We start from the raw sequence: 13,214 nt of genomic DNA on the forward strand, positions 1-13,214 counted from the left end.
GATTCTGGCAATCTGTGTACGAAACCGTACAGACAGAAATTCACGCTGCCCGATACCGTAGCTCTTAGCGAATGTAAGCAGCGAGAGTATTTACTCTGCCTGGACTATGGCTCTTTCTCCTCAGCGGGTTCAACTGATTGGCTCAAAATCTTACATGGATACCTTTCCCCTACAAGCCCTGCGGATCTTGGTCGTAGATGATAATCAAGATTCGCGAGAAATGATGATCGCGGCACTTGAAGCAGAAGGAGCAGAAGTCATTGCGGCTGAGTCTGTCCAAGCAGCCTTGATCACCTTATCGACTTGGAAACCCAATCTTCTCATTAGCGACATTCGGATGCCCGATGCTGATGGATATAGCTTTCTAAAAGCGCTACGATCTCGATCGATTACTATCCCTGCGATCGCGGTGACTGCATTTGCCCGCGAAGACGATCGTCAAGAAGCCCTCGCCGCCGGATACCAATCGCACTTATCGAAGCCAATTGATCTCGAACTGCTCTACAGCACAATCGCCACGCTGATTCGGGAGTCTGGTGCTCAATGTCGCATTTGCGACCAAAAGGAATAGCTAAATCTCGGCTAGTTCCTCAACTCTGCCCATCTATAGAGAGGATAGAGAGATAGATACGATACGATAGCGGTCATATTCACTGAAGCAAAATTTTATAAACAACAGGCGTGAGACGCTAGCATTTTAGCCCGCTCTTTTGAGCTACCGTCCAGTCGTCTCTTGTTGCTCGATTTACCCATGACTAGAGATTTCACCGATTCTGTAGCTCCAGATGTTCAACGGGCAACCAGTCTACGGTGGCTCCTGCAAGCCATGTCTCCGCCCTGCAACCAACTCCTAACCGCACTTCCTTCAGGCGATTACGAGCGTCTGACTCTACTTCTAGAACCTGTTACCCTGTCCTTGGGCCAAGTTCTTTATGAACCGAATCAATCCATTGAGTACGCCTACTTTCCCACCACCGCTGTTATTTCCCACTTGAATGTGATGGAGGGCGGGCGAGAAGTCGAAACTGTCACGATCGGCAACGAAGGAATGATTGGCGTTCCGCTCATTCTGGGAACCGATCACATTCCGACGCGAGCGATCGTTCAAATTCCTGGTACGGCGCTTCGTGTTTCTGCAAAAGCCATTCAAGCTGAACTCAGTGTGAGCCGATCGCTGCAATTTCTCTTGCTGCGCTACATTCAGACGCTGATGAATCAGATTGCCCAAAATCTTGCCTGCACTCAATTGCATTCGAGCCAAGAACGCTGCTGCTACTTGTTGCTATTAACGCATGATCGTCTGGGAGAGCCAATCTTGCCGCTTACCCACGACCTACTTTCCCGAATGGTGGGAGTGCGGCGCGATCGCATCGGCGAAATTATTGACACGCTAGAGCGGGCTGGATTAATTCAGCATCAGCGCGGTCGTTTGACCCTTTTGGATCGATCAGGCTTAGAATCTGCGGCGTGTGAATGCTACCAAATTTTACGATCGCAGTTTGACCAACCGTTTGAAGAGCTGTGATAAACCACCCTGATCCTATGTACGGTAAGGGACAGACAACGGTGACACAAGACTTATACCTTAGAAACCGCATTCGGATTGCGGTCTGAGTGGTTGTGTGTCGCGGGTCTGTTGGCTTTCATGCCTCAAAATCGTTCTCGTCCTACTCAAAATAAACTCTTACGCGCTCTGTCCCAAGAAGAGTACGAGCAACTGTCGCCGCATTTGGAGTTTGTCACACTGCCGTTCAAGCACGTCTTGTATGAGCCGCATCAGCCTGTTGATTATGTGTATTTCCTCAATCATGGTGTTGTTTCAATGGTGACGATTACCGAAGAGGGAGAAACGGTCGAAGCGGCGACGATCGGCAATGAGGGCATGGCGGGCATTCATGTTTTACTGGGGGTGAATCACCTCTCGCTACAAGCAATCGCGCAAGTGGCAGGCAACGGAATGCGAATGCGAGTCGATGCGTTCCGCCGAGTCGTCACACCTGACACTCGGTTATATGAGCTACTGTTGCGCTACATTCAGGCGTTAATTAGCCAACTGTCCCAAACGGTTGCCTGTAATCGGTTGCATTCGGTTGAGGAGCGCTGTTGTCGCTGGTTGCTGATGTGTCACGATCGCGTCCCGACCGACGAGTTTTTTCTCACTCAAGAATTATTGTCTCAGATGCTGGGAGTCCGGCGGGCGAGTGTGAGTGTTGTGGCAGCGATTTTGCAAAAAGCGGGACTAATCACCTACAGTCGCGGCAGAATTCGGATTCTCGATCGCCAAGGACTCGAATCTGCCTCTTGCGAGTGCTATCACTTAGTCAAGATAGAATTCGATCGGTTGTTAGGCGACGAGCTAAGAGATTCGGAAGATTAAACTGCAAAAACCGAAATAATTCAGAAGAATTTCAAAGACTCGATAAAGATGTCCTTAGTGGAATAGTCGAGGTATCCGTAAGATTGCTAGGATGCCCCCACGGAGATTAGAACTATCATGTCAGAGCGCGGCGATTGAGAAAATGCTGCCCAAAAGGACTGCATTTGTTTGAAAATAGAGAAAAAAGGTTCCGCTTGCGTTAATCTCTATCTCGCGTTCAAACCTCCTTCCCAAAGCTGAGTGATATAATTCCCGCACCTGTATTCAGGCTGACTGTTTCACACCTTTAGATAGAAAGGAGATTGCCCTTGTCCCGTCGTTATTTTTTTACGTCTGAGTCCGTCACTGAAGGACATCCAGACAAGATTTGCGACCAGATTTCTGACACGATTTTAGATGCGCTTCTAAGCCAAGATCCGAGCAGTCGGGTTGCGGCTGAAGTCGTTGTCAACACAGGGTTGGTTCTCATTACAGGTGAGATCACCACCCAAGCAAATGTCAATTACATCGATCTTGCTCGCAAAAAAATCGCTGAAATCGGTTATACCGGAGCCGAGAACGGATTTAGCGCCAATAGCTGCGCTGTGATGATCGCACTTGATGAACAATCCCCGGACATCGCTCAAGGCGTTGACACCGCTCAAGAAAGCCGCGAACATCTCAGTCAAGAAGCGCTCGATGCGATCGGGGCTGGCGACCAAGGCATTATGTTTGGGTTTGCCTGCAACGAAACGCCAGAATTGATGCCGCTCCCAATTTGTTTAGCACACCGGATTTCTCGTAAGCTTGCCGCCGTTCGCAAAACGGGTCAACTGCCCTATCTGCGTCCCGACGGTAAAACTCAAGTCACTATTCTTTACGAAGACGATCGACCCGTTGGCATCGATACAATTTTAGTTTCGACGCAGCATACCGCCACGATCGGCGACATTAGCGACGAAGTTGCGATCCAAGAAAAGATTAAAGCAGATCTCTGGGCACTCGTAGTAGAGCCTTGCTTTGCGGATATCGACGTGAAGCCTGACGAAAACACTCGATTCTTGGTGAACCCCACAGGCAAATTTGTCATTGGTGGGCCTCAAGGCGATTCTGGCTTGACCGGGCGGAAAATCATCGTTGATACTTACGGCGGTTATTCGCGTCATGGTGGCGGTGCATTCTCTGGAAAAGATCCCACCAAAGTCGATCGCAGTGCTGCATATGCAGCACGATATGCCGCGAAAAACATCGTTGCAGCCGGTTTAGCTGACAAGTGCGAAGTTCAGTTAAGCTATGCGATCGGTGTGGCGCGCCCCGTCAGCATCATGATCGAAACCTTCGGCACCGGCAAGGTGAGCGATGAAGTCTTGCTGTCATTGGTGCAGGAGAATTTTGATCTGCGTCCAGCAGGCATTATTCAGGCGTTCGGCTTGCGGACGCTTCCTGGAGAGCGCGGTGGTCGTTTCTACCAAGATGTTGCCGCCTACGGTCATTTTGGTCGTCCTGATCTCGAACTGCCTTGGGAGCAAACGGATAAGGCTGCACTGTTAAAGGAAGCTGCTTTATCGACGACCGCAATTAGCTAAAAGGTTCGATTCAATCTGCCCCCAAGAGACTGCTCTCTGGGGGCTATTTTTTGTTCCAAGCTGAAATTCTGATGGAAACTGCACAATTAAACAGAATTTACGATCGTCCCCTAGTTTCTTTGGTAGGAGTCTTCCCTTAAAATTAAGGCGGAATTGCACTGTGAAAAAGCGTAAATTACTAGCCCTATGAGAATTCTTGCCCTCGTTCCTGGTGGAATAGGCGATCAAATCCTATTTTTTCCAACCTTAGACGATCTAAGAGCGACCTATCCCGATGCTCAAATCGATGTTGTTGTTGAGCCAAGAGCGAAGGCAGCCTACCGCATTTCTAAATCCGTTAACGATATCATTCTGTTTGATTTCAAAGGCAGTAACAGTCTGTCGGACTGGAGCAATTTGCTTGGGGTACTGCGAGATCGCGAATACGATGTCGCAATTTCTCTCGGTCAGCGCTGGGGGATTGGCTTCCTGCTGTGGCTGAGCGGCATTGAAACTCGTGTTGGATACGACAGCGGAGCTAAAACCTTTTTTACGAGAACCATCCCGCTTAATCAAAATCAGTATGCGGCGGCGATGTATCACGACTTGCTGAAGGGCATAGGCATCGATCGTCCCGTCTCTGACATTGCAATCAGCGTTCCAGCAAAAGATTTGGAGTGGTCGGATGCTGAGCGCAAACGGCTTGGGCTGCAAGATGGCGGATACGTTTTGATTCATCCTGGAGCAAGCCAACTTTCCCAGCGTAAGGGAATCGATAAGATTTATCCGGCTGAAAACTGGAAAAAAATTATCCAGGACTTTCAGCAAAAGCAGCCAGATTTACCGATCGTTCTGATTAAAGGTGAGGAAGATGCAGCGATCGTCGCTCAATTAGCGGCGCTATGTCCTGGAATTAAGGTGACTGCACCCGAAAATACTGGGCAACTGGTTGCAATGGTGGCAGGGGCGAGCTTGATGCTTTGTACTGATAGCGCACCGATGCACATTGCAATCGCAGCTCAAACGTTTACCTTGGCATTGTTTGGCGCAACTGATCCAGAGAAGCTTCTACCTAAGAGCGATCGAGTGACAGCGATCAAATCTCCAACAGGCAAAATGGCAGATATTTCACCGCAAATGGTACTTGATCGCGTTTGGGGCGGTTAGTATTCGCCACCTGCCGAAATGCCGCTACCGTAAATCTCCGCGTTTCTGATATTGATGCCATTGAGAACTGCGCCGAGCGTCTGCGCGTTAATCAGGCTAGCACCAGATAGATTTGCATCGGTAAGATTGGCATAATCAAGGGTGGCATTGCTCAGATAGGTAGTCGTGAGATTTGCATTTTTCAAATTTGCGCCTGTTAAGTCTGCACCCTCAAGATTCGCACCTGTGAGATTCGCACCTTCAAGATTGGCGTTTCGCAAATCAGCGCCCAACACATGGATTTCTTTCAAGTCTGCGCCTGCAAGATTACAACCGGAACATTCTCCGGTTGTGAGCAGTCGTTGAACGTGCTGAGGATCGGCTGCTTTCCCTGGTGCTGAGATCGAGACGACAGCGAGACAAGCGAGTGTAATTCCAACTTTTGCAAACATAAAAGTATCCTCCAAAAATTGAGTGGAGCGAGCCTATCAACAAGGTAAAGTAGCAGTCTTATTTATTACTTCAAGCGTAGACAAACGAGTTCCAGAAAACCTCATTCTCTGGATGTCATTCGATCGGATGAATTGTGGAAAAAGTACGAACACCCTGATCGAGACAAGACAAATTCTAAGTTTTGTTGAAGCTGCTAAGAATTTGGGCTTATCTTTATTTTGGCAAACTTTTTCTGCGGTGGCAAAGTCCCTCAGCTTCTTCTAACAATTCTTCTTCTAACAATTGAAAGTGCAATCAAAACCGCACTATGACACTCATAAATTTGATAAAATTTAACATCATCACTATTGATGTTACGCTCAGCAGTTAGGAGACCTCATGACCGGATTCATTCGAGGATTATTTTCAAAATCTAAATCGAACGAGACAGAAGCACCCGTAGAACGTCCGAAGAAAGAGAAAGCCGAGCGTCCGAAAAAAGAAAGCGCTGCCTTCTTTCTGGAAGCTACTGAAGCTCAGACGTTTGGCAATTCGGAGTATATGAAGGCATCTAAAAGGATTCGACGGACTTTCCCTAAAACAGTGGACAGTCCAGACGAGAAGGAATACATCCAAGAGCTTTCTGCTATGGGTCGCGTGACTCCGGGTAAAGCCAAAGTAGAAATTGTTGATCCGAAGCAAGAAGCTAAATCGTCTCCAACTGCTCCGATCGAGGATGCGGCTGCTCAACGTCGAAAAGCTGCGTCGGATATGGATATGTTCCGCAAGATGGCGAAAGACATTCGTAAATAGTTCGGGTGCTTGTGGTGTTATCATCTCCAGTTTCCTTGCGAAATTGGAGATTTTTATTGTTTGACGATCATTGATTCAATCAAGAGAGATCCATTTTCCTGGTAGATTGAGCGATGTATAGCGCTTAGAGGCAGGAAGATGCAGCCAAAAATCATTGTTTTAGATGATGATCCAACAGGGTCGCAAACTGTGCATAGCTGTCTGCTTCTAATGCAGTGGGATGTCGAGACTTTGCGTGTGGGATTGCGCGATCAAGCGCCGATTTTCTTTGTGCTGACGAATACGCGATCGCTGGCTCCCGAAGCTGCAAAAAGCGTGACTCAGGAAGTTTGTCGCAATTTGAAGCAGGCGATCGCGCTTGAGTCGATTCAAGATTTTCTGGTGGTAAGTCGATCCGATTCGACTTTGAGAGGACATTACCCGATCGAAACGGATGCGATCGCGGAAGAACTCGGTTCGTTTGATGCTCATTTCCTCATTCCTGCATTTTTTGAAGGCGGACGAACGACTCGCGACAGTGTGCATTATTTGAAAGTCAATGGTGTCGATACGCCAGTTCACGAAACTGAATTTGCTAAAGATTCTGTGTTTGGATACAAGTACAGCTATTTGCCGGATTATGTGGGAGAAAAAACACAGGGTCGCATTCATGCCGATCAAGTCGAGCGATTTCTGCTAGCAGACATACGAGCAGGAATTCAGCCGAGATTAAAAAATTTACACAATAATCAATGCTGTGTGGTTGATGCAGAAACACAGGCAGACATGGATCAATTTGCATCAGATGTATTAACTGTTGCATCGGAAGGAAAACGCTTTTTATTCCGTAGTGCAGCAAGTCTGCTGACATCGCTAGCAAATTTGGGAGCGCAACCGATCGCACAAGCAGAAATGGCACGTTACGTCCGGGGAGGCAAACCCGGAGCCGTAATCGTTGGATCGCACGTAAAGAAGACCACCGAGCAGCTACAGAAATTACTCGAAGCTCCTGGAGCGGTTGGCGTTGAGATCGAGGTTGCACAATTGACTGGATCAGATGAGGCGCACGATCGTTTACTGAGTGACGCAGTTGAAAAAATTAGCGAAATTCACAACGCTGGAAAAACTCCTGTCGTCTTTACCAGCCGTAAAGAATTGACCTTTGATGATGCCCAAACTCGCTTGGATTTCGGCGAATCTGTTTCAACACTTTTGATGGACATTTTGCAGCAGCTTCCAGCAGACATCGGTTTCCTGATTAGCAAAGGCGGCATCACCTCAAACGACACCCTGAGCAAAGGATTAGCGCTCCGAACTGCGCGACTTTTAGGTCAAGTTTTGGCAGGCGTTTCGATGGTTAGAACCGCAGAAGATCACCCACAGTTCCCAAACCTTCCCGTCGTTCTCTTTCCCGGAAATGTCGGAGATGAAGCCGCATTAGCAACCGTTTATCAACGCTTAAATCAACACATCTAACCCCATGGAACGCATCGGATTTATTGGACTTGGCATCATGGGAAAGCCAATGGTGCAAAACCTGCTGAAAGCTGGTTATCCTGTGACGGTGTTTAACCGATCGCCCTCCCCCATTTCAGAACTCGCCGCTCAAGGGGCAACCCCCGCAACTTCCCCCAAGCAAGTTGCTGAACAATCCGACGTTGTGATTACTTGCCTGCCGGATTCTCCAGACGTTGAATCCGTTGTACTAGGACAGGACGGAGTTTTAACCGGATCGCGATCGGGACTGTTGTTTATCGATATGTCTACGATCGCGCCTGCAACCTCTAAGAAAATTTACACAGAACTGCAAGCCCGCGGAATTCAGGCGCTGGATGCGCCAGTTTCAGGGGGCGATATTGGTGCACAGCAGGGAACCCTATCAATTATGGTCGGGGGAGAAAAAGCGGCGTTCGATCGTGCCCTCCCCGTTCTGCAAGCAATGGGAAAAAATATTGTTCACATCGGCGAAGCAGGCGCAGGACAAGTCACGAAAGCGTGTAATCAAATCGTGGTTGCAATGACGGTTCAAGCGGTTGTAGAAGCACTAACGCTAGCGAAAAAATCAGGCGTTGATCCGGCAAAAGTTCGCGATGCCTTACTGGGTGGATTTGCTCAGAGCCGAGTGCTAGAAGTTCACGGGCAACGCATCTTGGATGGCAGTTTTCAGCCTGGATTCAAGCTCGATCTGCATCGAAAAGATATGAATATTGTTTTGCAGACTGGACGAGAAGTGGGAGTCCCTTTGCTGGGAAGCAGTCAAGTGACTGTTTTAATGGATTCCCTGATTGCTCAAGGCAAGGGAAACCTTGATAACGCTGCGATCGCGCTCCTTTACGATCTGCTTTCAAATGCCTGAGATCTGCTCAGTTGGCTCCACTCGCGCGGTTGACCAACCCGCCTCAGCCTGTCCTAAAACGTAGGTCGCGATCGCTTCGATCTCTTCTTCGCTCAAGCGTCCCCCAAATGCAGGCATCGCATTTTTACCGTTGATCACTTGATGCCGAATCGCCTCTAGAGACTTCATTTCATACTTCTCTAGGGCTTCCTTTTTCAGAGTTTTGTGCGAAATGATCACATTGTTACCGCCAATGTGACAGGCAGAACAATTTGCATTAAACAGATGTTCACCATCTGATGATTCTGCTGATGCTGGAGAAATTGTCATAAAAATTGCGATCGCGCACATCAAAAGCGCGATCGCATTCCGAAACCAAGACGTTTGCCAATTTGAGTTCATTCTCCTTAGTCCTGCGCCAATATGGGTAAAAGCACTGATTTCATTGTAAGCCGAGATCAAAGTGCAACCGTAGAACCAAGGAGAATAGCGGAAATTAACCTTGGACGACAACTTTACCGACCATGCCCGCGCCACGATGAGGCAAGCAGTAATAGGTGTACTCTCCAGCAGGAGCGTCAGCCGGAATCGTAATTTCAAAGCTCTTCTTCGCACCTTCTAGAGCTTTGTGCGATAAGGAAGCAGCCAACTCTGCATTCCCACCAGGAACTTTTGCAGCATCAAAGATCACGTTATGAGGAGGCAATTGACCTACCGCAAATTCAATCGTGTCTCCAGGCTTAACGGTGACAATTGCGGGTTCAAACACTAGACCCTTTGCACCGCCCATTTTCACTTTCACGGTATCTGCTGAAGCAGGAGCAGCAGAAAGGAAAAGGCTACCCATAATTAGTAGAACTGCACAGAACGCCAGGGTCAGTCCCCGGATAGCAGAAGCGATCGATTTCATAGTTCACTCTCGAATCGAAATGGTTTTCTAGAGGGGTTCTCTAGATTGTTTTTACATTTTACAGCCTGTCGTACTCACATTGACCGGGTTCTAACCGAAAATCATTTCCAGAAATCCGCTCTAAAAATTCGCGATCCCCCATCCTTTTGCTTTTTCGGCAGCTCTTAAGATAAAGCCTGCAAGATTTTCGACTTCAGTCTGAGAGAGCCAGGACTCTGGCACTTCACGACAGAGGAGGCTGTCTTCGCTGCCATCATAGGTCATCGGTTGCCGCATGAATTTTACTAATTGTTCCACTGTGTCGCGGGGTGGTATCGCGTGTCTTAGCGCTGCTAACGATAAAGAGACAGTAGGGTTCGGTAAGGTTGCACCGCCGACATGACAGGAAGCACAGTGAAGCTCAAATAGGTTTTTTCCTTTAATTAAGTCCTCAGCGGAAAACGATCGCGTTTCTCCTCGATCATTCATCACCACTGGAACCGGATCTGTCACTTGTAAATAATTTCTAACGTATGGATTAACTTTGGCATACGCAGGAAGGCTGATCGCTCCCCAACTGAACAAAGCAAAACAGAAGATTAGAAGGCAGCGTTGCCAGAATGTTCGGAAAGCTTGTATCAGCATCAGAGGATCAGCCTAAATTTGGGTTAGTAGTAGATTTTGCCGCCGCCCCATTTGTCGCCAACGACTTTGGGTTGCAGCAAGATGTGACCTGCGATCGCAGTTAGATCTTGATCGGTCAGGTTCCGCATTGCCGGGAAGGTATCTTTGCTCTTGAGGCTCGGATGTACTTCCGCGATCGATGTGGTTCCGTCATAGCTGGTCGGATCTTTCATGTAATCGACTAGCGCGTCAATGTTATTGCGAGGCGGGGTCGCGAGTGAAAGCGCTTCAGGGTCAAGCCCAACGTTGGGGTCGGTTTTGGTAACACCGCCCACATGACATTGAGCACAAGCGTATTGAAACAGGCGCTTGCCTTCTTTTACTTGCTTGGGGGTGAGGGTAACAGTACCCCCGCTCGCATCTTTTACCACCGTGCGGGTTGCGGCATCAAGTTCAGCAGCATTGGCAGACGGTGCAAAGACCTGAAAAGCAAAAAAGACAGTGGCAACAGCAAGCCAAAGAAATCTTTTAAGCATGGTTCTCCTTAAATGTGGCTCAGTAATCGGACTTCACAACACAACAATCGATAATGGCAGCCCGAAGGCAATCGGCAAATCGCTCGAATCGGCTTTGCTGATGATGAGAATAGACCTCTTTAATACCAATATCATGCCGTTGTGACAATGCTTTCACCAATCTTGAGATTCCACCTAGTCAGGAGTCGTGGTAAAGGTTTTTATCCCTGGAATCTGAACGCCGTGAGCGGTCGGAATGACAGGCTGATGCAGGCGAATCAGTTGCGCTAAGGTCTTTTTCAGTTGGGTGCGCGGCACGATCGCATCAACAAATCCATGATTTAGCAAATATTCCGCCGTCTGAAAATCATCGGGAAGTTTTTGGCGTAAGTTCTGTTCGATCACTCGTCGCCCAGCGAACGCAATCATGGCTTTCGGTTCTGCCAGAATGATATCTCCCAGCATGGCAAAACTCGCCGTTACACCGCCAGTCGTTGGATGAGTTAGGACTGGGATGTAAAGCAGGCGGCTTTCCCGGTGACGCTGTAGCGCTCCGGAGATTTTTGCCATCTGCATCAGGCTCAGCATTCCTTCCTGCATTCTCGCGCCACCAGAGGCGCACACAATTACAACCGGAAGGCGCTGCTGAGATGCGCGTTCAATCAGACGGGTAATTTTCTCACCCACGACCGACCCCATACTCCCCCCGATGAAGCGGAAATCCATTACGCCGAGCGCAACTTGGCAACCATCGAGTTGACCGATTCCGGTTTGTACGGCTTCAGTCAGCTTGGTTTTCTCTTGGGTATCGCGCAGGTAGTCACTGTAAGATTTGCGAGCGCGGAATTTTAGCGGGTCGGTCGGAAGGATATCTTCATCGATCGGGACCCACGTGTCTGCGTCGATCAATTGTCGAATCCGTTCTGGACTAAAAACACGCATATGATGGCTGCATTCTAGGCAGACCATCTGATTTGCTCTGAGGTCTTTGGTGTAAGTCAATACACCACACATTTCGCACTTTTTCCAAAGTCCATCAGCAATCTCTCGCTCTTGAGCCTGAGGAACTTTCGGATCAGATTTTCGCCGATTTGCAAACCAATCAAATAGTGACATTAGTGAATCTACCTACTACCACGAATAAAAGTTAACGGCTTATATAAAAGCGAGTAACATGTCGCTAGTTCAATCAAATCGTATTAAAAAATGCGTTCTTTTCTATACTCTACACGTACTAAATTTGACTACCTTAACAGTATGAAAGCTTGTACGTAACCCATCTCTGATGAGAAATCATTTTTGTCGCTGTATTCTCTCGTACCTCATTTAACCGCTCGATTGAGAAATATTTTCTCGACGCGTTCTTGGTTTATCCAATTCCCAAGACTTTGGCAACTCTTATCTTAAATTGTTGTCATTGACATCCGTTAATCCTACCAAAATCTGGGAATTCTAAGCGCGAGTGCCGTGGCAAGTCCGAAATTTACCTGTTGATATGAACACGTCTACTGCTGAGTTGTTTGGGTCGTCTCATTATCGTGCCATTGCGGATGATGCTTTGAAAGACGAAGATAATGCTGCTTGGGTGATGGAGTTAGATCCAGACGTTCGACAAGCTTGGATTGAGCGGATTCGTTGGATTCGTTTAGCAGATCGTTTAGCGGAAAATGAACTGATTGAGGAGAGATCTGGACAGTTTCAAGCATTTTGTAATTCGTGGCGCTGGCTGAGCGCGACTGGAACGGTGCAGCCGACGGGAGATCATCGATCGCTGTTTGAGTCGATGCGAGACTGCTGGTTTGACCAGGCTGATCCAAGTAGTCAATTTTCCCGGCAGGCTTGGCAGCAGTATTTAACGGCGCTGAATCGGTATAGCCAGAAGAATTTAGTCTTTGATACGATCGCTGAGTTTGAGACGATGCTGCGGGAGTTAGCTGCATCATTTTTTCAGGTTTTACCGTTTTTGTCCGATCAGACTTGCCAGGTGGTTGGCGCGTTCGGGGTCGTCGATCAGTTTTACAATACGCTACGAGATTTACGTGAGGATGCAGAGCAAGGAATTTGCTATTTGCCCAACGAATTGCTCGATCGCTTCGCTGTGACACGATCTGAGATTCTAGACCTTAGAGCCTATGACAATCCGGGATTTCGATCGATGATGCAGTTTTGGATTTATGATTATTTGCCAACCCTACAGCGTCGCACTTATCCATTTCTTTTGTCGTCTGATTTGCATCCGTCTTGGCAGATTTTGCGCGATTGGTCGCTGAATCGGTACCGTCGCATTGAGCGGGTGATGCGCCATTGCGATTATGATTATGTGCGATTTCCGCAAGTCTATTGGCGTGAGGTGCAGCGCGATTTAGTGCTGTTGATGCCTGCAAGATGGGGGAACGCAACCGCGCCGAAGCAGTCTAGCAAAGCGGTATCGTTTCACGATCGACATTGTAAGCTGCGGAAATTTGTCGCAACCGATCTTTCACAGTGCGGGTAACTTCAGAAGATTCTGCCGAACAGCAATACTCTCGCTGCTTCAACTTAAAGCGGTTAGACAGCGAGA

Annotated in this window: 15 protein-coding genes; 9 read left to right on the forward strand and 6 right to left on the reverse strand. The window is 48.2% G+C overall.

The genetic code is table 11. The features are described from left to right. The first annotated feature begins 106 nt into the window (after window positions 1-106). The 5 genes from H6F51_07000 (at window position 107) to H6F51_07020 (ending at window position 5,088) form a co-directional block, all read left to right on the forward strand. Entirely contained in the window at window positions 107-571 is a 465-nt protein-coding gene (locus H6F51_07000) for a response regulator (protein ID MBD1822243.1), read from the forward strand. 180 nt (window positions 572-751) lie between these two features. After that, window positions 752-1,525 (forward strand): Crp/Fnr family transcriptional regulator, encoded by a 774-nt coding sequence (locus H6F51_07005; protein ID MBD1822244.1) that lies wholly within the window; start codon window positions 752-754, stop codon window positions 1,523-1,525. A gap of 120 nt (window positions 1,526-1,645) precedes the next feature. Continuing rightward, window positions 1,646-2,377 (forward strand): Crp/Fnr family transcriptional regulator, encoded by a 732-nt coding sequence (locus H6F51_07010; GenBank protein MBD1822245.1) that lies wholly within the window; start codon window positions 1,646-1,648, stop codon window positions 2,375-2,377. 308 nt (window positions 2,378-2,685) lie between these two features. After that, entirely contained in the window at window positions 2,686-3,942 is a 1,257-nt protein-coding gene (locus H6F51_07015; protein ID MBD1822246.1) for a methionine adenosyltransferase, read from the forward strand. 186 nt (window positions 3,943-4,128) lie between these two features. Continuing rightward, complete coding sequence (locus tag H6F51_07020; GenBank protein ID MBD1822247.1) at window positions 4,129-5,088, forward strand: glycosyltransferase family 9 protein; 960 nt, start codon at window positions 4,129-4,131, stop codon at window positions 5,086-5,088. On the opposite strand, the gene H6F51_07025 is transcribed toward H6F51_07020, so the two are convergent. Further along, window positions 5,085-5,519, reverse strand: a complete 435-nt coding sequence (locus H6F51_07025) for a pentapeptide repeat-containing protein (GenBank protein MBD1822248.1) — start codon at window positions 5,517-5,519, stop codon at window positions 5,085-5,087. The genes H6F51_07020 and H6F51_07025 overlap by 4 nt on opposite strands. 379 nt (window positions 5,520-5,898) lie before the next feature. Here H6F51_07025 and H6F51_07030 point away from each other — a divergent pair, with 379 nt between their 5' ends. The 3 genes from H6F51_07030 to H6F51_07040 all read left to right on the forward strand — a co-directional run bounded on the left by H6F51_07030 (window position 5,899) and on the right by H6F51_07040 (window position 8,647). After that, window positions 5,899-6,312, forward strand: a complete 414-nt coding sequence (locus H6F51_07030) for a hypothetical protein (GenBank protein ID MBD1822249.1) — start codon at window positions 5,899-5,901, stop codon at window positions 6,310-6,312. A gap of 138 nt (window positions 6,313-6,450) precedes the next feature. Then, on the forward strand, window positions 6,451-7,767 hold the full coding sequence (locus H6F51_07035) for a four-carbon acid sugar kinase family protein (GenBank protein MBD1822250.1): 1,317 nt from the start codon (window positions 6,451-6,453) through the stop codon (window positions 7,765-7,767). 4 nt (window positions 7,768-7,771) lie between these two features. Then, window positions 7,772-8,647 (forward strand): 2-hydroxy-3-oxopropionate reductase, encoded by an 876-nt coding sequence (locus H6F51_07040; protein ID MBD1822251.1) that lies wholly within the window; start codon window positions 7,772-7,774, stop codon window positions 8,645-8,647. Here the strand turns inward: H6F51_07040 and H6F51_07045 are convergent. The 5 genes from H6F51_07045 to accD form a co-directional block, all read right to left on the reverse strand. Continuing rightward, the gene (locus tag H6F51_07045) at window positions 8,636-9,028 is read right to left on the reverse strand and encodes a c-type cytochrome (GenBank protein MBD1822252.1); all 393 of its coding nucleotides are present in this window, start codon (window positions 9,026-9,028) and stop codon (window positions 8,636-8,638) included. The genes H6F51_07040 and H6F51_07045 overlap by 12 nt on opposite strands. 94 nt (window positions 9,029-9,122) lie before the next feature. Next, the gene (petE, locus tag H6F51_07050; protein ID MBD1822253.1) at window positions 9,123-9,536 is read right to left on the reverse strand and encodes a plastocyanin; all 414 of its coding nucleotides are present in this window, start codon (window positions 9,534-9,536) and stop codon (window positions 9,123-9,125) included. A gap of 120 nt (window positions 9,537-9,656) precedes the next feature. Then, window positions 9,657-10,160: a photosystem II cytochrome PsbV2 gene (gene psbV2, locus H6F51_07055; GenBank protein MBD1822254.1), complete on the reverse strand. Its 504-nt coding sequence runs from the start codon at window positions 10,158-10,160 to the stop codon at window positions 9,657-9,659. 23 nt (window positions 10,161-10,183) lie between these two features. Then, window positions 10,184-10,675: a cytochrome c-550 gene (locus H6F51_07060; protein ID MBD1822255.1), complete on the reverse strand. Its 492-nt coding sequence runs from the start codon at window positions 10,673-10,675 to the stop codon at window positions 10,184-10,186. 174 nt (window positions 10,676-10,849) lie between these two features. After that, on the reverse strand, window positions 10,850-11,770 hold the full coding sequence (gene accD, locus H6F51_07065; GenBank protein MBD1822256.1) for an acetyl-CoA carboxylase, carboxyltransferase subunit beta: 921 nt from the start codon (window positions 11,768-11,770) through the stop codon (window positions 10,850-10,852). A gap of 379 nt (window positions 11,771-12,149) precedes the next feature. Here accD and H6F51_07070 point away from each other — a divergent pair, with 379 nt between their 5' ends. Continuing rightward, on the forward strand, window positions 12,150-13,148 hold the full coding sequence (locus H6F51_07070) for a squalene/phytoene synthase family protein (GenBank protein MBD1822257.1): 999 nt from the start codon (window positions 12,150-12,152) through the stop codon (window positions 13,146-13,148). The last annotated feature ends 66 nt before the right edge of the window (window positions 13,149-13,214 follow it).

Source organism: Cyanobacteria bacterium FACHB-DQ100 (genome assembly GCA_014695195.1).
GTDB lineage: Bacteria > Cyanobacteriota > Cyanobacteriia > Leptolyngbyales > Leptolyngbyaceae > Leptolyngbya.